Genomic DNA, 20,478 nt, shown 5'->3' with positions numbered 1-20,478 from the left:
GGCCCGCCCATGACCCTGCCCACCGCAATCTGAAGGAGACGACCCATGCCCGTGATCGGTCAATTCATGCGCGAAAATGATGGCTTCATCGGCCACCTGACGACGCTGTCCTTGCATCAGGACATCATCATCGTCGCGGCCGAACCGTCCGATGCCGAGAACGCGCCGGACTACCGCGTCCATGTGCTTGACACCATAAGCAACGAGACCGGCGCGGAGATCGGCGCGGGCTGGAAGCGCACCGGCGAGAAGGCCGGCGAATACGTCTCGCTGCAGCTCGACGATCCGACCTTCGAACATCCGATCCGCGCCAATCTGTTCCAGTCGGCCGACGACAAGTCCGCCTGGGGCCTGCACTGGAATCGCCCGCCGAAGCGCGGCGAGCGGGACTAACGATGCCCGCCGCGCGCCGTCAGCCTGCCGTCGGAGGGAGGATCACCCTCCGACGTGCAGCCCTCCTTCTCCTTTCCGGCCTGATCCTCGCCGCGCCGGGGGCGAGCCCGGCCGGAGCACAGCAGGCGTCCGCCGAGCGGCCGTCGCGCAGTGATCCCTATGGTGCTTTTATCACCGAGGCGGCGCAGCGGTTCGGCGTCCCGGAAGCGTGGATTCGCGCCGTCATGCGCGTCGAAAGCGCCGGCGACGTGCGCGCCATCTCGTCGGCCGGGGCGATGGGCCTGATGCAGATCATGCCCGCCACATGGGCCGAACTGCGCGTTCGCCATCGACTCGGCAGCAACCCCTACGATCCTCGCGACAACATCCTGGCGGGCGCCGCGTATCTGCGCGACATGCACGATCGCTACGGATCGCCCGGTTTCCTGGCGGCCTACAACGCCGGACCGGGCCGTTACGAAGAGTATCTCGCCGGTCGCCCATTGCCGGCCGAGACGCGCGCCTATGTCACGACGCTCGCCCCAATTGTCGGCGGCGAAGAACTCGCCGGCCCAGTCGTGGTGGCGGCTGCCGATCCGCTCGCCTGGACGCGGGCGCCGCTCTTCGTCGTGCAGTCGGCCGGCAGCGGACCTGCCGCGCCAACGCAGTCCGAAGGCGCGCCCGGTAACAGCACGGCGTCTGCACCGGAGCGCGATCAAGGCCCGGCGGCTTCGCGCACCGATGGCCTTTTCGTCGCGCGCAATGTCGCCGGTGGCCCGCAATGACCGCGTTCGCACCCGTTCGCATTGTGGCGTGGTCTGGCGGGCAAATGGCGGTCCGGAGAGGAGGAGCAGTCAGCACAACCGCACGATGGCGAGATAAAAGCGCGCGAGGTGCGGCTTGGTGCGGTCGTGTTTTTTCAGGGACTTATGGCGCATTTGCGCGAGGTGCGCCTGATCGGCGCAGCCTGCGCTCTCGCGTTTTATTGAGGAATTTCCTTGGCTTTGCGCGATGTGCGGGGCCTTGGCCATGAGCGGAGAGGACGATTTCCGCATTCGCCCTGGCCGCATCCGCTCGACCCGGGCTCAAGCTGCGCGGCCCTTTATCGCGCAGGCGCTGGCAGCCGCGCAGCGAGCCGGTGGACGCGTCTCGCGCTCCGGCCAGATCAGCAAGGGCAATCGCTCGCGGTTTGGACGCGGACAGCGCGCGACCGTGCAGGCCAATCGGCTGCTCACGAGCCGATCGCGAAACACGGTCATCAAGACACGCGTCGTCCGTCATAGCGCGCGGGCTGCGCCGCTCTCCACCCACCTCAGCTATCTCCGCCGCGAGGGCGTCACCCGGGATGGGGAGAAGGCCCACCTGTTTGGTGCCGAGACCGAGGACTCCGATCCGAAGGCCTTCGCCGAGCGCACCCAGGACGATCGGCATCACTTCCGGTTCATCGTCTCACCAGAGGACGCGACCGAGATGAGCGACCTCAAGACCTATGCCCGCGAACTGATGGGGCAGATGGAGAAGGACCTGGGCACGAAGCTCGACTGGGTCGGCGTCGATCACTGGAACACCGACAACCCGCATGTCCATATCATCCTGCGGGGACGGACTGACGACGGCCAGGACCTCGTCATCTCCCGCGACTACATCAAGGAAGGCATGCGCGCCCGCGCGCAGGACCTCGTCACCCAGGAGCTGGGACCGCGCACCGATCACGAGATCCGCCGCAACCTGGGGCGTCAGGTCGAGGCGGAACGCTGGACCGATCTCGATCGCCAGATTGCCCGCGATAGCTATCGCACCGGCGTCGCCGACCTCGCCCCACATCCCGATCGGCAGCCAGACGAATTCCACGCGCTGAAGGTCGGTCGGCTGCGCAAGCTGGAGACACTCGGCCTCGCCGATCAGGTCGGTCCCGGCCAATGGGTCGTATCGGAGAATGCCGAGAAGACGCTGCGCGCGCTCGGCGAGCGTGGCGACATCATCAAGCGCATCCACCGCGGCCTGACTGAACGCGGCATCGAACGCGGCGCCGCGAGCTATGTGCTCGCCGGCGAGAGCATCGACGATCCGGTCATCGGCCGGCTGGTCGACCGCGGCCTCGATGACGAGCTGAAGGGCACGGCCTATGCCGTAGTCGACGGCACCGACGGGCGCACCCACCACATCAAGCTCGCCGATCTCGACGCCGCCGGCGACAGCGCACCGGGTTCGATCGTCGAGCTGCGCAAGTTCGACGACGCGCAGGGCCGCCGGCGTGTCGCGCTCGCCGTTCGCTCGGATCTCGATATTGAGCGGCAGGTCCATGCGACCGGCGCCACCTGGCTCGACCGGCAGGCGATCGCCCGCGAGCCGGTAGCCCTTGGCGGTGGCGGCTTCGGCGCGGAGGTGCGCCAAGCGATGGACCGACGTGCCGAGCATCTCGTTGGCCAGGGCCTCGCCGAGCGGCAGACGCGCGGCGTCAGCTTCTCGCCGGGCCTCATCGAAACCTTGCGCCAGCGCGAGGTCGAAGCGCTCGGCGAAAAGCTCGCGGCCGAAACCGGGCGTCCGTTCACCAAGGCCGGATCGGGCGAGTATGTGGCGGGCACCTACCGCCAGCGCTTCGCGCTCGCCTCGGGCCGCTTCGCCATGATCGACGACGGCCTCGGGTTCCAGCTCGTGCCCTGGTCGCCCTCCCTCGAACGGCAGCACGGTCAGCACGTCTCGGGCGTCTCGCGCGGCCCCGGCGGCGTCGACTGGAGCTTCGGCCGCAATCGCGGCCTCGGCATGTAACCCAACTAAGAAAGGAGTGCCCGCCATGTCGGCGACGAAGATCCTCTGGGGCCAGATCCTCACCGTCTTCCTGATCGTGCTGATGACGACCTGGGGCGCGACGCAATGGACGGCCTATCGTCTTGGCTTCCAGCCTCAGCTCGGCCAGCCCTGGTTCGAGCTCGTCGGATGGCCGATCTACTATCCGCCGGCCTTCTTCTGGTGGTGGTATTTCTATGACGCCTATGCCCCGCCGATCTTCGTCGAGGGCGCCTATATCGCAGCGTCCGGCGGGTTCATCTCCATCGCCGTCGCCATCGGCATGTCCGTGTGGCGGGCACGCGAAGCGAAGAATGTGGAGACCTACGGCTCAGCCCGCTGGGCGCGGCCTGAAGAGGTGAAGGCCGCCGGCCTCCTCGGTCCAGACGGCGTCGTGCTCGGCAGGCATGAGCGCGAGTATCTTCGCCACGACGGCCCGGAGCATGTGCTGTGCTTCGCGCCGACACGTTCCGGCAAGGGCGTGGGCCTGGTCGTGCCGTCGCTCCTGACCTGGCCGGGCTCGGCGATCGTTCACGACATCAAGGGCGAGAACTGGACCCTGACCGCCGGCTACCGCGCCCGGCACGGCCGCGTGCTGCTGTTCGATCCCACAAACGCGAAGTCGGCGGCCTACAATCCGCTGCTCGAGGTGCGCCGCGGCGAATGGGAAGTCCGTGACGTGCAGAACATCGCCGACATTTTGGTTGACCCGGAAGGCTCGCTCGAGAAGCGGAACCACTGGGAGAAGACGTCGCACGCGCTTCTGGTCGGCGCGATCCTGCACGTCCTCTATGCCGAGGCCGACAAGACATTGGCGGGTGTCGCGGCCTTCCTGTCCGATCCGAAGCGGCCGATCGAATCGACGCTCGCGGCGATGATGAAGACCGCCCATCTCGGCGAGGCCGGGCCTCATCCGGTGATCGCCAGCGCGGCTCGTGAACTGCTCAACAAGTCGGACAACGAGCGGTCGGGCGTGCTGTCGACCGCGATGTCCTTTCTCGGTCTGTATCGCGATCCGGTGGTCGCGGAAGTAACCCGCCGCTGCGACTGGCGCATCGCTGACGTGGTCGGCGGCAAGCGTCCGACGACGCTCTACCTCGTGGTCCCGCCATCCGACATCAATCGGACCAAGCCACTGATCCGCCTAATCTTGAATCAGGTTGGACGCCGGTTGACGGAGGACTTGCAGGCTAAGGGCAACCGGCACCGCCTGCTGCTCATGCTCGATGAGTTTCCCGCGCTCGGCCGCCTCGACTTCTTCGAGAGCGCGCTCGCTTTCATGGCCGGTTACGGCCTCAAGGCCTTCCTCATCGCGCAATCGCTGAATCAGATCGAGAAGGCCTACGGCCCTAACAACTCAATTTTGGACAATTGCCATGTCCGCGTGAGCTTCGCGACCAATGACGAGCGCACGGCCAAACGCGTTTCGGATGCCCTCGGCACCGCGACCGAGATGAAGGCGATGAAAAACTATGCTGGCCACCGGCTATCGCCCTGGCTCGGCCACTTGATGGTATCGCGCTCGGAGACCGCCCGACAGTTGCTGACGCCCGGCGAGATCATGCAGCTCCCGCCCTCCGACGAGATCGTCATGGTCGCCGGCATTCCGCCGATCCGGGCGAAGAAGGCCCGCTACTACGAGGATCGCAGATTTCAGGAACGCATCCTCACGCCGCCCACACTCACCAAGCCGGCGAGCGCAATGACCGACGACTGGAGCACGCTCGCCATACCGGCGGCTCCCAAGCTGAGCACGGTCATCGCAGTGCAGGACGGGTCCGATGACGATCCGACGGATTCCGAACGCCGGCATCAACCCGAACTGAGCCGGACCCAGGCCGTCGAGCGAAAGCCGGTGCTCGAAAATGAATTCGAGATCGATCCCCGTGACGATGTCGACGAGGATGCCGCACGCCTGAGCCGCATGACGCAGACGATGCGCCAAGTCGCCCGCCAAGCCTCGCTCGATCCGGGCGACGGTATCGAACTTTAGGATGTGTCGGTGAGCAAGCCTCCGAAAAAGCAACGCCTCTCCGTGTATCTCGACCCGGATGTCATGAAGGCGCTCGCGGCCCATGCGGCGCGGCGAGACCTGTCCCTATCGCTGGTTGCCGAGGCTGGCATTGCTTCGTTTCTCTCGCCGGACGCCGCTGAGCGGCAGGAGGCAGCCACGACGAAGCGGCTCGATCAACTCGACCGTCGCCTGGCGCGAATGGAGCGCGACCTCGGCATATCGGTCGAGACGCTAGCTGTATTCATCCGTTTCTGGCTGACGTCCAATCCGCCGTTGCCGGAGCCGGCCCAGGTCGCGGCACGCGCCAAGGCGGCCGAGCGCTACGAAGCCTTCGTGACCGCGCTCGGCCGACGACTCGCGCAGGGACCGAAGCTCAGACAGGAGATTGCGGAAGACATCCCGCCCGCGCGTGACGCGGAATAATCACTGATCCGCGCATCACAAGTATTCGGGCGTTCCGCCGTTTTCCTGTCTTTGTACGCCACAGTACGACTGCCACATCATGGTTGTTGTCAGGCCATGATTTCTGCCTCTTCTACTCATCCCCGATCCAGGGCCGCGCATCGCGGACCCGCAAGAGAACGGGGACGACGTGGCGGCACCTCACCAGAAATCGGAGGCGATCCTTCGCGGCGCGCGCATGCTGCGCACAGCCCTCGGGTCAGCGATCGCCACGTTTCTGGAAGATCCCGCGATCGTCGAGGTGATGCTCAATCCCGATGGGCGGCTCTGGGTCGACCGGCTTTCAGAGGGTCTTTCCGACACCGGTGAACGACTGTCGCCCGCCGATGGCGAGCGGATCATTCGCCTTGTCGCCCATCACGTCGGCGCCGAAGTTCATCCAGGCGCCCCGCGGGTCTCGGCCGAACTGCCCGAGACGGGGGAGCGGTTCGAGGGGCTGTTGCCTCCCGTGGTGTCCGCGCCGGCTTTCGCGATCCGCAAGCCCGCCGTCGCTGTGTTCACGCTCGGCGACTATGTGGCGTCCGGAATCATGGCGGCGGATCAGGCCGAAACGCTGCGCCAGGCCGTTGCCGATCGGCGCAACATCCTCGTCGCCGGCGGAACCTCGACCGGCAAGACGACCCTCACCAACGCGCTGCTGGCAGAGGTCTCGAAGACCTCGGATCGCGTCGTCCTGATCGAGGACACGCGCGAGCTGCAATGCGCCGCGCCCAACCTCGTCGCCATGCGGACGAAGGACGGCGTCGCCTCGCTCTCCGATCTTGTTCGCTCCTCGCTCCGCCTGCGACCCGACCGCATTCCCATCGGCGAGGTCCGCGGCTCCGAGGCGCTCGATCTTCTCAAGGCTTGGGGCACCGGCCACCCGGGAGGCGTGGGGACGATCCACGCCGGCACCGCCATCGGCGCGCTGCGCCGAATGGAACAGCTTATCCAGGAAGCCGTCGTCACGGTCCCCCGCGCGCTGATCGCCGAGACGATCGATCTGGTCGCCGTGCTCTCCGGCCGCGGCGCCTCGCGCCGGCTTGCCGAACTCGCCCGCATCGAGGGCCTCGGCCCCAACGGCGACTACCGCGTCACGCCCGCAAGCCAACCCCTCACAGGAGACCCGTCATGATCAAGCATGCTTTGCGCTTTCGCCGCCACATCGCCACGGCGGCGTCCGTCACCTTCCTCACGCTCGCACTGGCACCGGCCGCGCATGCGTCGGGCTCATCGATGCCGTGGGAAGCCCCGCTCCAGTCGATCCTGGAATCGATCGAGGGACCGGTCGCCAAGATCATCGCGGTCATGATCATCATCATCACCGGGCTGACGCTGGCCTTCGGTGACACGTCGGGTGGCGCCCGCAAGCTGATCCAGATCGTGTTCGGCCTGTCGATCGCCTTCGCCGCATCCAGCTTCTTCCTGTCGTTCTTCTCGTTCGGCGGCGGGGCGCTCGTCTGATGGCCGACGGCGCGGATCATGGCGGCGAGGTTCCGGGCTTTTCCGTGCCCGTCCACCGGGCGCTGACCGAGCACATCCTGCTCGGCGGCGCCCCACGTTCGCTCGCCATCCTCAACGGCACACTGGCGGCCGCGCTCGGTCTCGGCCTCCGCCTCTGGCTAGTGGGTCTCGCCCTTTGGGCGGTGGGGCACTTCGCGGCCGTCTGGGCAGCCAAGCGCGATCCGCAGTTCGTCGACGTCGTGCGCAAGCATCTGCGCATCCCCGGCCACCTGTCGGTCTGAGGAGCGACACCGATGATGAACCTTGCCGAATATCGTAATCGTAACACCCGGCTCGCCGACTTCCTTCCCTGGGTCGCGCTGGTCGGCGAAGGCGTCGTACTGAACAAGGACGGCAGCCTGCAACGCACTGCACGCTTTCGCGGACCTGACCTCGACAGCGCCGTACCGGCCGAGCTGGTCGCGGTCGCCGGCCGCCTCAACAATGCCTTTCGCCGCCTCGGCTCCGGCTGGGCCATCTTCGTCGAGGCACAGCGGCACGGCGCTGCGACCTATCCCGCCAGCATGTTCGCCAACAGCGCCTCGGCGCTGGTCGATGCCGAACGCAAGGCCGATTTCGAGGAAGCCGGCGCGCATTACGAGTCCAGCTACTTCCTCACCTTTCTCTATCTGCCCCCGGCCGAGGATGCGGCGCGCGCCGAAACCTGGCTCTACGAGGGCCGCGAACATACCGGCGTTGACGCACATGAGATCGTGCGCGGCTTCGCCGACCGCACCGACCGCATCCTCAACCTCATCGACGCTTTCATGCCGGAATGCGCGTGGCTCGATGATGCCGAGACGCTGACCTACCTGCATTCGACCATCTCGACGAAACGGCATCGAGTCCGTGTTCCCGAGACGCCGATGTATCTCGACGCGCTGCTGGCCGATCAGCCGCTCACAGGCGGCCTCGAGCCCCGGCTTGGCAACGCGCATCTGCGCATCCTCACCGTCGTCGGCTTCCCGACCGCGACCACGCCCGGCATTCTCGACGAGCTGAACCGGCTGGCCTTTCCCTACCGCTGGTCGACGCGCGCGGTACTGCTCGACAAGACCGACGCCACCAAGCTGCTGACCAAGATCCGGCGGCAATGGTTCGCCAAGCGCAAGTCGATCGCGGCCATCCTCAAGGAAATCATGACGAACGAGGCCTCGGCGCTCGTCGACACCGATGCGGCGAACAAGGCGGCCGACGCCGACATGGCGCTGCAGGAGCTGGGCGCCGATTATGCCGGCCAGGCCTATGTGACGGCCACGATCACGGTCTGGGACGACGATCCGCGCATCGCCGCCGAGAAGCTCCGGCTGGTCGAGAAAATCATTCAGAGCCGCGACTTCACCGCGATGGCCGAGACCATCAATGCCGTGGACGCCTGGCTAGGTTCGCTGCCCGGCCACGTCTACGCCAACGTCCGGCAGCCACCCATCAGCACATTGAATCTCGCCCACATGATCCCGCTGTCGGCGGTGTGGGCGGGACCGGAACGGGACGAGCACTTCGATGCACCCCCACTGCTTTACGGCAGAACGGAGGGCTCGACCCCGTTCCGGCTTTCCATCCACGTCGGCGATGTCGGTCATACGCTGATCGTCGGGCCGACCGGCGCCGGCAAGTCGGTGTTGCTCGCACTCATGGCGCTCCAGTTCCGGCGCTATCCGCAATCCCAAGTCTTCGCTTTCGACTTCGGCGGATCGATCCGCGCCGCGGCGCTCGCCATGCGTGGTGACTGGCATGACCTGGGCGGTGGCCTAACGGACGGCGCCGACGACAGGGTGTCGCTGCAACCGCTGGCCCGCATCGACGACGTCGCGGAGCGGGCCTGGGCCTCCGACTGGCTGATCGCGATCCTCTCCCGCGAGAGCGTAACGGTCACGCCCGAGGTCAAGGAGCATCTCTGGTCGGCCCTGACCTCGCTGGCATCGGCGCCCGTCGCGGAGCGCACGTTGACGGGCCTCTCCGTCCTGCTCCAGTCCAACGACCTGAAGCAGGCGCTCCGACCCTATTGTGTCGGCGGGCCCTATGGTCGGCTGCTCGACGCTGAGGCCGAGCATCTCGGCGAAGCCGATGTTCAGGTCTTCGAGACCGAGGGATTGATCGGCACCGGTGCTGCCGCCGCCGTGCTGGCCTATCTCTTCCACCGTATCGAGGACCGCCTCGACGGGCGGCCGACGCTGCTCATCGTCGATGAGGGCTGGCTCGCGTTGGACGACGACGGTTTCGCCGGTCAGCTCCGCGAGTGGCTGAAGACGCTCCGGAAGAAGAACGCCAGCGTTATCTTCGCCACCCAATCCCTCTCCGATATCGACGGATCGGCGATTGCGCCCGCCATCATCGAGAGCTGCCAGACCCGCATCCTGCTCCCGAACGAACGCGCGATCGAGCCGCAGATCACCGCCATCTATCGCCGCTTCGGCCTAAACGATCGCCAGATCGAGATCCTCGCGCGGGCGATGCCCAAGCGCGACTACTACTGCCAGAGCCGCAGGGGAAACAGGCTCTTCGAGCTGGGCCTGTCGGATGTGGCGCTCGCGCTTTGCGCGGCCTCGTCGAAACAGCATCAGGCACTGATCGCCGCGGTTCACGCCCGTAGCGGCACGGACGGGTTTCTCACCGAGTGGCTGGCCGAAAACCGGCTCGCCTGGGCCGCCGACCTCGTAGCCGACCTCACCAACGTCACCCCCCAACATAATCCGGAGGCACGCCCATGACCCGTTCCGTTCATTCCCGCTCGCGCGCGCTGCGCATGAGCGCCGCGCTACTCGCCGCGCCGCTCGCGCTGTCGCCGATCTTCGCCCCGCCGGCAGCCGCGCAGTGGGTCGTCTACGATCCGACCAACTACGCCCAAAACGTCCTGACGGCCGCTCGCACGCTTCAGCAGGTCAATCAGCAGATCACCCAGCTTCAGAATGAAGCCACCATGCTGATCAACCAGGCGCGCAATCTGGCGAGCCTGCCTTACTCCTCGCTGCAGCAGCTTCAGCAGTCCGTCCAGCGAACCCAGCAGCTCCTGCAACAAGCGCAGGGCATCGCCTACGATGTCCAGCGCATCGACCAGGCGTTCACGTCGACCTACGGCAACGCCTCGATGTCGGCCTCCGATCAGGCGCTCGTCGCCGGAGCGCGCGAGCGCTGGCAGAACACCGTCGGCGGTTTGCAGGACGCCATGCGCGTGCAGGCGGGCGTCGTCGGCAACATCGACACCAATCGCGGCGAGATGTCGGCACTGGTCGGCCAGAGCCAGGGCGCGACGGGCGCCTTGCAGGCGACACAGGCCGGCAATCAGCTTCTCGCCCTTCAAGCCCAGCAGCTCGCCGACCTCACCGCCGTCGTCGCCGCCAACGGGCGTGCCCAGAGCCTTTCCGAGGCCGAGCGCGCCGCCGCGGCTGAACAGGGTCGCGAACAGCGTCGCCGATTTCTGACGCCAGGCAGCGGCTATCAGCCCGGCAACGCCCGCATGTTCCCGAGCGGCAACTGAGGACGTGGTCATGGACGGCAAGATGCTCGCGCGGGTCGGGGCGGTTGTATTCGTCGCGGTCGCGGTCACCGCCACGGCGATCGAGATGACCCGGAAGGAGGAGCCGCCCGAGCTATGGCCGTCCGGCCGCGCCACTCAATCGCAGAGCGATCCGCTGCGTGACGAGTTGATCCGTTGCCAGGCGCTCGGCGAAGCCGGCCCGCGCGATTCAGCTTGCCTACGCGCCTGGGCGGAAAACCGTCACCGCTTCCTCGCGCCTGGCGCGCGGCCCGCCGAGCGGTTGCCGGACATGCCGCCCGCGCAGCGCGATGGCCTCACGCCTCAGTCGGAACGAAGCAACGCACCAGCCGCGACGCCCGCCACGCCTGAGCTCGACGAGGCGCGATAGCATCATGGGCAGCACCGGCGTCATCGACCACTTCCTCGAGGTTTTCACCCGCTATATCGACAGCGGGTTCGGCCTCCTCAGCGGCGAAGTCGCCTTCATCGCAACCACCCTCATCGTCATCGACGTGACGCTTGCGGCGCTGTTCTGGTCGTGGGGCGCCGACGACGACATCGTAGCGCGGCTGGTGAAGAAGACGCTGTTCGTCGGTGTCTTCGCCTACATCATTGGCAACTGGAACAACCTCGCCCGGATCATCTTCGAGAGCTTCGCCGGTCTAGGTCTGAAGGCAAGCGGCACGAGCTTCTCGACCGCCGACCTGATGCGCCCGGGCAAGGTCGCCCAAACCGGCTTGGATGCTGGCCGGCCGCTGCTCGACTCGATCTCCAGCCTGATGGGCTACTGGTCCTTCTTTGAGAACTTCATCCAGATCGCCTGCATGTTCCTCGCATGGGTGCTGGTGCTGCTCGCCTTCTTCATTCTCGCGATCCAGCTGTTCGTCACGCTCATCGAATTCAAACTGACCACGTTGGCCGGCTTTGTGCTCATCCCGTTCGGTCTTTTCGGGAAGTCTGCCTTCATGGCCGAGCGCGTCCTCGGCAACGTCATTTCCTCCGGCATCAAGGTCCTGGTGCTCGCCGTCATCATCGGCATCGGCTCGACGTTATTTTCCGAGTTCACGTCCGGGTTCGGGGGGCAGAACCCGTCGATCGACGAGGCTATGGCGATCGTCCTTGCAGCTTTGTCGCTGCTCGGTTTGGGAATTTTCGGCCCCGGCATCGCCAGCGGCATCGTTTCCGGCGGCCCGCAACTCAGCGCTGGCGCTGCGGTTGGTACCGGCCTAGCCGCAGGCGGAATGGTCGCACTCGGTGCTGGCGCTGTCGGTGCCGCCGCATCCGGAGGTGCAGCCCTGGCTGGCGGCGCCGCCGCTGCGGCTCGTGGCGGCGCTGCGGTCGCCGGCGGCGCTTCGACCGCTTACAGCCTTGGCTCTGCCGGTCAGTCGGGCGCGGCTGGTGTCGCTTCCGGTCTCGGTGGCGTTGCCCGCGCTGGCGGAAGTGCCGCTGTCTCTCCATTGCGTCGGGCCGCATCGCGCGCCGCCGAAAGCATGAAGTCCAGCTTCAACGCGGGCGGCAAGGCCGCCTTCGAGGCGACGGGCGGCTCCTCCACCATGGGCTCGATCGGCGGTGACGCTGCCGGTGACGGTGCCGCGTCCTCGGGTTCCGCCGGTGCCGGCGGGCCACCCGCCTGGGCGCAGCGGATGCGCCGCTCCCAACACATGACCCATGCCGTGCAAGCCACGGCCCACGCTGTCCGCTCCGGCGACGCCCACGGCGGCGGCTCCTCCGTCAACCTGTCCGAAGGCGATCGCTGATGTTCAAACGACCCTCTACCCACTACGGCAAAGCCCCCGAACCCGAGACGCCCTACCAGCGTGCCGGCCAGGTCTGGGATGAACGCATCGGCGCCCCGCGCGTGCAGGCCAAGAACTGGCGCTTGATGGCATTCGGCTCGCTGATCCTGTCGGCCGGCTTCGCCACCGCGCTCGTCGTGCAGTCGGCACGGGGAACGATAGTTCCTTGGGTGGTCCAGGTCGATCGACTCGGTCAGGCACAAGCGGTCGCTCCCGCCGAGGCGGACTACCGTCCGACCGATCCGCAGATCGCCTTCCACTTGGCGCGCTTCATCGAGCAGGTTCGCTCGATCCCGGCCGACGCGATCATCGTGCGGCAAAACTGGCTGCGCGCGTATGACTTCACGACCGATCGCGGTGCCATGGCGTTGAACGACTACGCCAGGTCCAACGACCCGTTCACACGGGTCGGCCGCCAGCAGGTCGCCGTCGACGTCTCCAGCGTCATCCGCGCTTCGCCGGACAGCTTCCGCGTCGCGTGGGTGGAGCGCCGCTACGAGAACGGCCAGCTCGCCGAGACAACCCGCTGGACTGCGATCCTGACGATCGTCGTGCAGGTCCCCCGAAACGCCGATCGGCTGAGGGCGAACCCGCTCGGCATCTACGTCAACGCCATCAACTGGTCACGGGAGCTTGGGCAATGAAGCCGTCTTTCCGTAAAGCCGGAAGCCCGGCTTTACACACATTCGTATTCCCGGCTCTCCGCAGGGCCGCAATCCCGATGGTCCTGCTGGCGACAACCGCACTCGCCGGCTGCGCTACGACCAACCCCCCGCCTGAAATATCCTACGACAACGCGGCTCCCGCGGTGCAGACCGTCGATCCACCAGCGCCCGTCACTGTGGTCGAGCTGCCGCGGCCGCTCCCGCTACCCGGCCAGTTGCAGCGCGTGCCGGAGACGCGACGCGCGCCCGAGCCGGCCAACCCGACGGCGCGCGTCAACCAGGCCAACGAGGCGGCCCGCGTCCAGCCGGTGCGTGATGGATTTATCAATTCGATGCAGGTCTATCCCTGGACGCAGGGTGCGCTCTACCAAGTCTATACGGCGGTCGGACAGATCACTGACATCGCGCTCCAGCCCGGCGAGCAGCTCGTCGGCGCAGGACCCGTCGCCGCAGGCGACACGGTACGGTGGATCATCGGCGACACCGAGAGCGGATCGGGTGCGACGCGCCAAGTCCACATCCTGGTGAAGCCGACACGGGCCGACCTGATGACCAACCTCGTCATCAACACCAACATGCGCACTTATCACATGGAGCTTCGCTCGACCGAGCGGACCTATATGGCATCGGTCTCGTGGCAGTATCCACAGGATCAGCTTATCGCATTGCGTCGGCAGAATGCCGAGGCGCAAGCCGCCCAACCCGTGGCGAGCGGCGTCGATCTCGCCAACGTCAACTTCCGCTACGCAATCGAGGGGGACCGCGCGCCGTGGAGGCCGCTCCGCGCCTTTGACGACGGCCGACAGGTCTTCATTGAGTTCCCGCGCGGCATCGGCCAGGGCGAGATGCCCCCGCTCTTCGTCGTGGGCGCCGAAGGCAACACCTCCGAATTGGTCAACTATCGCGTCCGCGGCCATCACATGATCGTCGATCGGCTCTTCGCCGCGGCCGAACTGAGGTTCGGCTCCGGCGACCGGCAACGGCGCGTTCGCATCACCCGCACCGATGGGAGGCCGACCTCGTGAGCGAGAGCCCGCCCCGGAGTGGGGATGCCCCGGACGACGATCCGCAGCCCTTGACCGGCGAACCCGCCGGTCCCGCGCCAATGCGGCTGCGGGCCGAGCCGCCGCGTGTGACGCGGCTGTCGCGTAAGGTGTTGGCAGGGCTCGGCCTGATCGCCAGCGTCGGGCTTGGCGGCGCATTGATTTACGCGCTTCAAACGCGGGACGGCGCCCGGCCGAATGAGGAGCTGTATTCCACCGAGAACCGCTCCACAGCCGATGGCCTGGCCGGGCTACCGCGAGACTATGCTGGCGTGCCGCGGCTTGGTCCGCCGCTTCCCGGAGACCTCGGCCGGCCTATCCTCAGCACACAGGATCGCGGCCAGCCAGTGCCGACCCCTGGCATCGCCACGCCCAATCCCGGCATCAGCCCGGAAGAGCAGCGGCGCCTACAGGAGATCGAGACCGCGCGGACGAGTCGCCTATTCTCCGGATCGGAAAGCCGGGGTGCGCCCGCTGCGGCGGGGGCGGCCCCGGCACTCCCGCCCGCACCGGATTTGGCGAGCCTTGGCCTCGCGCCGCCGCCAGCAACTCCCTCCGCACAGGATCGTCAGAACGCCTTTCTCAACGCGGCCACCGATCGACGAACGGTGTCTCCCGATCGCGTCGTTGCTCCGGCGTCGCCGAACATCCTTCAGGCCGGCGCAGTCATCTCGGCGGCACTCATAACCGGCATCCGATCGGACCTCCCGGGCCAGATCACCGCCCAGGTGACCGAAAACATCTACGACAGTCCCACAGGACGCATCCTGCTCGTGCCACAGGGCACGCGCGTCATCGGCCAGTACGACAACAATGTGCAGTTCGGGCAAAGCCGTGTGCTGCTTGTCTGGAACCGGCTGATCTTTCCGAATGGTCGCTCGATCGTTCTCGAGCGCCAGCCTGGTGCCGACGCCGAGGGATATGCCGGCCTGCAGGATGGGGTGGATTACCATTGGTGGGATCTCGCCAAGGCGGCAGGACTTTCGACGCTCCTCAGCGTTGGCGCCGAACTTGCCGTCGATAATGATGACCGGCTTATCCAGGCGATCCGCAATGGCGGCCAGGACACGATCAATGACGCCGGACAGCAGATCGTCCGCCGTCAGCTCAACGTGGCGCCCACTCTCACAATTCGCCCAGGCTACCCAGTCCGCGTCATCGTAACGCGTGATCTCGTGCTCGAACCCTATGGGGAATGAATATGTCTAAGCTCAAGCTAGGTCCCCTCGCGGACGATAAACCCGTAAAGGTTCAGGTCGAGCTGCCAGCCCCTCTGCATCAGGACTTGGCCGATTACGCGGACCTCCTGGGCCGCGAGCAAGGCCAGCCGGCGGTGGAACCCGCTCGGTTGATCGTCCCGATGCTACAGCGGTTCATCGCTACAGATCGCGGCTTCGCGAAGGCGCGGCGAGCGTCCACGCAGCGGAAGGCTGATTAGGCGGCGCCTACTTTCATACCGGGTAGAGCGTCGAAACACTTCAGTAGAAGGGGCAGCGCTGGATTATCGTTGTCGCTAGACGAGATCATTGCTGCGGTCGGCGCCCGGCTGGATCGAAGTGGCACCAGAGCAAGGTCTGGACGGCGAACCGCACTCGTGATGGTAACCCCAAACCCCTGTTCGACCATCGTCAGCAGGGTCTCTCGACTGACCTGTTGAATTGAAAGTTGGACGGCACTCTCGACCGCCCCGACCATCCGTCGCAGCATCGCAGCGAGTTCTCGTCCGGCCCCATCGGAGCGGGACAGAAAGATTTCTCCGCAGAGGTCATCCCAGACGAGATTAGGCCGCGATGCCAATTTGTGACCTGGGGACAGCGCGACGAACAGATCCGGTTCACATAGGCGTCGGATTTGGAGCGCAGGGTCTCTAGCCGCGCCCAGGCTGATTGCCGCGTCTAGCAACCCCCGTCTGACACCCAGTGTGTTTGCTTCTGACGTTCCTTCCTCGAGTTTGACCTCAATCGTCGGGTATCGGAGCCGGAAGCTCGCTAGAAGGTCGATGATAGGGCACGCGGGAAATGCTTCGAGCATTCCGAACCTGACGACACCGGTCGTCTGCTTCCGTGTAGTGCGGATTTCCGTCGCGGCTTCGCGAAGGAATCTCGCACCCACTACCGCCTGCTGAAGGAAGCGTTCCCCCTCGGGCGTCAAATCAGCGCCTGATCGCGTGCGGTGGAATAGCGAGCACCCAAGCTGGCGCTCAAGTATCTGAACCCGACGGCTCACGGTGGATTGCGATATCGCAAGGCGCTCGGCCGCGCGTCGAAAACTACCCGCCTCAGCGACCTGAACGGCGTACTTCAAGTATCGAAGGTCCAGCGTCAGATCGGGCATGACACTTTTCCCATGGCTGTGGCCCGCTTGCAGGAGATCGAGCCCAGAAGCCGGAGCCGTCGGAAGCGCGCCCGCTCAAGCCGCCTCGCGCATGAAAAGGTTGCATGCGTATCGATCCCAGATGTGGAATCCGAGCCGAGCCCTTTGTTGAGCATGACCATATCCGAATCCGTGAGAGATGTATGCGTCGGTCATACATTTCTCCCATCTTGATGTCTATGCGCGACGCATATATTATTTCGGAATGGAGCCTGAGGTCGCCAAATATCATTTTGGTGCTCTGGCGCTGGCGGTCGCCGAAAGCATCGCCAGCGTCTCGGCCTCGCTTTCACCCAGCGGCTCCGCGACCGCGATGATGATATTTCTGAGTTTGGAGCCTGGGCTTCCAATCAGTGTTCTAGCGACCCGGATTAGGCTGTCGCATGCTGAAACGGCCCCCGAATTCCCCGGACAGGTCTCACCCTTAAAATAAGGGTTGGGAGTAATGTCGTGCCTATGACTGGTTCTTATCCGAAGATTGAGGTCCTGACTGGACCTGAGCGGCGTCGCCGGTGGTCGGTAGCCGAGAAGTTGGAGATCGTCGCGCAGACGCGTGAGGCGGGCGTCACGGTCAGCCTTGTCGCACGCCGGTGCGGCGTGTCGCCGAACCAGCTTTTCACCTGGCGGCGGCTTGCCGAGCAGGGGGCGCTGACCGCGACGGCGGCTGAGGAGGAGGTTATCCCGGCGTCTGCCTTCCGGGCGCAGCAGGAGCAAATCCGGGAATTGCAGCGCCTCCTGGGCAAGAAGACCCTGGAGGTGGAAATCCTGAAGGACGCCCTCGACGTGGCGGAGGATATAAAAAAACGGAGATTGCGGTCGCTGTCGCTGCCCAAGGACGGTTTGCCATGAGCACCGTCGCCGCGACGCTGGAAGTGGCCCGTTCGCATCTCGCCGCGCGGCTGGCGCAGCGGACGGCCGGGCGCTCTCCACAGCGCAGAGGCCGTCCGCCCCTGCCGGAAGAGGCGCTCCTGGCCGAGATCGAGACGGTCATCGACGACATGCCGACCTACGGCTATGCCCGCGTCTGGGCCAGGTTGCGCCGCAAAGCCCTGGCCGAGGGCCGTGCGCCCGCCAATCGCAAGCGGGTCTATCGGGTGATGAAGGTCCATGGCCTTCTGCTCGAACGCCATGCTGGTGGGGTCGAGCGCCGTCACGACGGCCGCATCGCTGTCGAGCGCTCCAACCTGCGCTGGTGCTCAGACGGCTTCGAGATCGGCTGCGACAATGGCGAAAAGGTCCGCGTCGCCTTCGCGCTCGACTGCTGCGATCGTGAAGCCATGGGCCATGTCGCCACCACCGAGGGCATCAAGGGCGAAGATGTCTGCGACCTGATGGTCACCGCCATCGAGCACCGCTTCGGCAAGGTCAACCGCCTGCCGCAGACCATCGAATGGCTGACCGATAACGGCTCCTGCTTCATCGCAGGTCCGACCCGCCGCTTTGCGCGCGATATTGGCCTGGAGCCGCTCACGACCCCGGTCCAGAGCCCGCAGAGCAACGGCATGGCCGAAGCCTTCGTGCGAACCTTCAAGCGCGATTACGTCTCGGTGAATCCCATCCCCGATGCCAAAACCGTCATGCTCGCCCTGCCGGAATGGTTCGACCACTACAACGAGCTTCACCCGCATAGAGCGCTCGGATATCGTTCACCCCGCGAGTTCATCGCGGCCCATGCAGCACCGTGAGAAATGTCCGGGCTTTTGGGGGCTACAGCACATGCTGGAACAGTGAGGCTGATCGACAGACTGGTACAGGACGATTTGGTGGAACGACGCCGGAATAATGCAGACCAACGCGCGCGACTTATCCACCTCACCGGTTCGGGGGAACGTCTGACTGGAGCTTTACTCAAAGCGCGAGAGCGCGTCATCGATGAGTGTGTCTCTGCGTTGTCGCGCGGAGATCTCGACATCCTCGGCACTCTATCCGAACGGCTGCTTTCAGCTAATGGGTTCGACAAATCCGGCTCTAGCAGCCTCTGCCAACTGCTCGGCTACGGAAAACAAGTCCATTCAGGACCCGTGGGCCAGACAGGGCGGTCCCGGCGCCGAAACGTTGCCCGTTGAGGCTGACAAGATGATTGAGCAGGTCTACAATTGGCTTCGATAGCCCTCGAATTTCTGCTTTGCGTGCTTGCCTTCTGGTTTGGGTATTCCGCCAATCAAGGTGGAACGTGCCTAGTCGTCGCTGCTCACGAAATCCAGAAGCGACGCCCGCCGAGGATGTTTGTTGGATTTCTAGCGGCGTCAGCAGCTGCGGGCCTTATCTCGATACCGCTTGTCTGGTCTGGAGCGCTGGGCGCTACTCTCACGCCGTCGACTAGCATCAACTGGCTTCTCTTAGTTGGAGTGACCTGCCCCCCGGAAGTTCCCTCGCTGTGATGTAGAGTCTGCCCAACCTGAGAAGGAGCAGACGAGATGAGGAAAAGCCGTTTTACCGAGGCGCAGATCATCGGGATGATCAAGGAACATGAGGCGGGTTTGCCGACCTCCGAGCTTTGCCGGAAGCACGGGTTGAGCCCCGCGACCTTCTACAAGCTGAAGGCCAAGTATGGCGGGATGGACCTGTCGGACGCAAAGCGGCTGAAGCAGCTCGAGGACGAGAACGCGAAGCTGAAACGCCTGCTGGCGGATGCGATGTTGGACAACGTGGTTCTGAAAGATCTGTTGGGAAAACCCTGACGACACCGATGGCGCGGCGGGACGCGGTTCTGCGGGCGATGAAGGGTCATCCGATCTCTCAACGCCGGGCCTGCGTCCTGATCGGTGTCGATCCGAAGACTGTGCGGCGTGAGCGGCCGCCCGATAACCCGGAAATCCGTGAGGAGATGCACAAGATCGCCGAGAAGCGTCGTCGCTTCGGGTATCGGCGTGTGGGCATCATGCTGGAGCGCAAAGGCATGATCATGAACGAAAAGAAGCTCTACCGCATCTACCGGGAAGAGGGTCTGTCAGTGCGCCGCCGTCGTGGCCGCAAACGGGCACGCGGCAGTCGGACACCAATGCCGGTGCCGCTGCGGCCGAACCAGCGCTGGTCCCTGGACTTCCTGTCCGACACGTTCGGGGCATGCCGCAAGTTCCGCATTCTGGCGGTCAACGACGATTGCTGCCGCGAGAACTTGGCCCTGATTGCCGACACCAGCATATCGGGGGCCAGAGTGGCGCGAGAACTTGACGCCTTGGTTCGCATCTACGGCAAACCGGCTTGCCTCGTCAGCGACAACGGAACCGAGTTCACCAGCAAGGCGATCCTGAAGTGGGCCAACGAGAACGGCGTCGAATGGCATTACATCGATCCCGGCAAGCCGCAGCAGAACGGCTACATCGAGTCCTTCAATGGCAGCCTGCGCGACGAATGCTTGAACGAGGAGATCTTCGACAGCCTGGCCGATGCCCGCCGAAAGCTGGCCCTGTGGCGCTACGACTACAACAACGTCAGGCCGCATTCCTCACTGGGCAATCGGAGTCCAGCAGAAGCGCGCCGGGCGCTTGAGCAATCTGAGGGCTCCGCGCCCGGCGCGCTTGCCCAACCCGAAACCGACCACTATCAACCCCAAGGACTCTCGTTATGAACGAGGGAACTTCCGGGGGGCAGGTCACCGCCAATGGGCAAGTGACAAGCGGTCGGAAAAGGGCCCATTTAATGTGGTGGAGGGGTCTCCACTTTACGGGATCTTCTGCGAATAAGTCAGACAGGAAGGCGACGATGGAGCAGGTACCGGCTGTTGAGTTGGATTTGGCAAAGCCGGTTGGCTAGGTTCACGGCGTCAACGCACAGTGCAATGTGCCCTGATTGGGACGCACAGCAATGTTTTCGAGCCCAGCGATGCACCATTCGGGGTCATAACGCGCCTCCGTCCCGTCTGAGCGCCATATCCAATGATCCCCATTTATGTCCTAGTTCGATCCGTCTTTCCGGCATGCGGTCCTATCAGCGATACTGATCGGCCAAGGCGGAAGGTGCTCGCTCAATCGAACGCGCGCGCAATGCTGGTGTTGGGTACCGC

At 65.2% G+C, this 20,478-nt stretch carries 19 protein-coding genes; 18 read left to right on the top strand and 1 reads right to left on the bottom strand.

Annotation, left to right across the window (positions count from 1 at the left end; all coding sequences use genetic code 11):
• Positions 1-45: 45 nt before the first annotated feature.
• From ACZ5FP_RS07195 to ACZ5FP_RS07120, 16 genes are all read left to right on the top strand, one after another.
• The gene (locus ACZ5FP_RS07195) at positions 46-393 is read left to right on the top strand and encodes a DUF736 domain-containing protein (protein WP_099503686.1); all 348 of its coding nucleotides are present in this window, start codon (positions 46-48) and stop codon (positions 391-393) included.
• 2 nt (positions 394-395) lie between these two features.
• Complete coding sequence (locus tag ACZ5FP_RS07190) at positions 396-1,157, top strand: lytic transglycosylase domain-containing protein (RefSeq protein ID WP_464662867.1); 762 nt, start codon at positions 396-398, stop codon at positions 1,155-1,157.
• Positions 1,158-1,401: 244 nt separating this feature from the next.
• Positions 1,402-3,141 carry a relaxase/mobilization nuclease domain-containing protein gene (locus ACZ5FP_RS07185; RefSeq protein WP_099504014.1) on the top strand — a complete coding sequence of 580 codons (1,740 nt, stop codon included), beginning with the start codon at positions 1,402-1,404 and terminating at the stop codon, positions 3,139-3,141.
• 25 nt (positions 3,142-3,166) lie between these two features.
• Complete coding sequence (locus tag ACZ5FP_RS07180; RefSeq protein ID WP_099503690.1) at positions 3,167-5,152, top strand: conjugal transfer protein TraG; 1,986 nt, start codon at positions 3,167-3,169, stop codon at positions 5,150-5,152.
• A 9-nt stretch (positions 5,153-5,161) separates the two neighbouring features.
• Entirely contained in the window at positions 5,162-5,596 is a 435-nt protein-coding gene (locus ACZ5FP_RS07175; RefSeq protein ID WP_099504016.1) for a CopG family transcriptional regulator, read from the top strand.
• Between the two features lie 169 nt (positions 5,597-5,765).
• Positions 5,766-6,749 carry a P-type conjugative transfer ATPase TrbB gene (gene trbB, locus ACZ5FP_RS07170; protein WP_099503692.1) on the top strand — a complete coding sequence of 328 codons (984 nt, stop codon included), beginning with the start codon at positions 5,766-5,768 and terminating at the stop codon, positions 6,747-6,749.
• Entirely contained in the window at positions 6,746-7,078 is a 333-nt protein-coding gene (locus ACZ5FP_RS07165; RefSeq protein WP_099503697.1) for a TrbC/VirB2 family type IV secretion system protein, read from the top strand. Before trbB ends, ACZ5FP_RS07165 begins: the two co-directional genes overlap by 4 nt.
• On the top strand, positions 7,078-7,359 hold the full coding sequence (locus tag ACZ5FP_RS07160; RefSeq protein WP_099503699.1) for a VirB3 family type IV secretion system protein: 282 nt from the start codon (positions 7,078-7,080) through the stop codon (positions 7,357-7,359). Before ACZ5FP_RS07165 ends, ACZ5FP_RS07160 begins: the two co-directional genes overlap by 1 nt.
• 12 nt (positions 7,360-7,371) lie before the next feature.
• Entirely contained in the window at positions 7,372-9,828 is a 2,457-nt protein-coding gene (gene trbE / locus ACZ5FP_RS07155) for a conjugal transfer protein TrbE (RefSeq protein ID WP_099503701.1), read from the top strand.
• Positions 9,825-10,595 carry a P-type conjugative transfer protein TrbJ gene (gene trbJ, locus ACZ5FP_RS07150; protein ID WP_099503702.1) on the top strand — a complete coding sequence of 257 codons (771 nt, stop codon included), beginning with the start codon at positions 9,825-9,827 and terminating at the stop codon, positions 10,593-10,595. Before trbE ends, trbJ begins: the two co-directional genes overlap by 4 nt.
• 10 nt (positions 10,596-10,605) lie before the next feature.
• Positions 10,606-10,983, top strand: coding sequence for a putative entry exclusion protein TrbK-alt (gene trbK-alt / locus ACZ5FP_RS07145; protein ID WP_099503704.1), 378 nt, complete (start codon positions 10,606-10,608; stop codon positions 10,981-10,983).
• 4 nt (positions 10,984-10,987) lie between these two features.
• Positions 10,988-12,352 carry a P-type conjugative transfer protein TrbL gene (gene trbL, locus ACZ5FP_RS07140; RefSeq protein WP_099503706.1) on the top strand — a complete coding sequence of 455 codons (1,365 nt, stop codon included), beginning with the start codon at positions 10,988-10,990 and terminating at the stop codon, positions 12,350-12,352.
• Positions 12,352-13,035, top strand: coding sequence for a conjugal transfer protein TrbF (trbF, locus tag ACZ5FP_RS07135; protein WP_099503708.1), 684 nt, complete (start codon positions 12,352-12,354; stop codon positions 13,033-13,035). Before trbL ends, trbF begins: the two co-directional genes overlap by 1 nt.
• Entirely contained in the window at positions 13,032-14,081 is a 1,050-nt protein-coding gene (gene trbG, locus ACZ5FP_RS07130; protein ID WP_099503710.1) for a P-type conjugative transfer protein TrbG, read from the top strand. The genes trbF and trbG overlap by 4 nt, the downstream gene beginning before the upstream one ends.
• Positions 14,078-15,298: a TraB/TrbI/VirB10 family type IV secretion system protein gene (locus ACZ5FP_RS07125; RefSeq protein ID WP_099503712.1), complete on the top strand. Its 1,221-nt coding sequence runs from the start codon at positions 14,078-14,080 to the stop codon at positions 15,296-15,298. The genes trbG and ACZ5FP_RS07125 overlap by 4 nt, the downstream gene beginning before the upstream one ends.
• A gap of 2 nt (positions 15,299-15,300) precedes the next feature.
• Complete coding sequence (locus tag ACZ5FP_RS07120) at positions 15,301-15,537, top strand: DUF2274 domain-containing protein (RefSeq protein WP_099503714.1); 237 nt, start codon at positions 15,301-15,303, stop codon at positions 15,535-15,537.
• On the opposite strand, the gene ACZ5FP_RS07115 is transcribed toward ACZ5FP_RS07120, so the two are convergent.
• On the bottom strand, positions 15,534-16,433 hold the full coding sequence (locus tag ACZ5FP_RS07115; protein ID WP_099503716.1) for a LysR family transcriptional regulator: 900 nt from the start codon (positions 16,431-16,433) through the stop codon (positions 15,534-15,536). The genes ACZ5FP_RS07120 and ACZ5FP_RS07115 overlap by 4 nt on opposite strands.
• Before the next feature lie 495 nt (positions 16,434-16,928).
• On the opposite strand from ACZ5FP_RS07115, the gene ACZ5FP_RS07110 reads away from it, so the two are divergent.
• Both ACZ5FP_RS07110 and ACZ5FP_RS07105 read left to right on the top strand, forming a co-directional pair.
• Positions 16,929-18,157 (top strand): IS3 family transposase gene (locus tag ACZ5FP_RS07110; RefSeq protein WP_464662866.1). Its coding sequence is split into 2 segments (ribosomal slippage): positions 16,929-17,259 and positions 17,259-18,157, totalling 1,230 coding nucleotides; the frame shifts between segments, so codons are not numbered across the junction.
• A 732-nt stretch (positions 18,158-18,889) separates the two neighbouring features.
• Positions 18,890-20,043, top strand: a protein-coding gene (locus ACZ5FP_RS07105; protein ID WP_100962981.1) for an IS3 family transposase whose coding sequence is annotated in 2 segments (ribosomal slippage) — positions 18,890-19,148 and positions 19,148-20,043 — 1,155 coding nt in all. Because the reading frame shifts where the segments join, the coding sequence is not laid out codon by codon here.
• Positions 20,044-20,478 lie beyond the last annotated feature (435 nt).

Source organism: Phyllobacterium sp. T2-21, assembly GCF_055378485.1.
The sequence above is the reverse complement of the archived record's forward strand: the minus strand, read 5'-3'. Positions and strand labels throughout refer to the sequence as shown.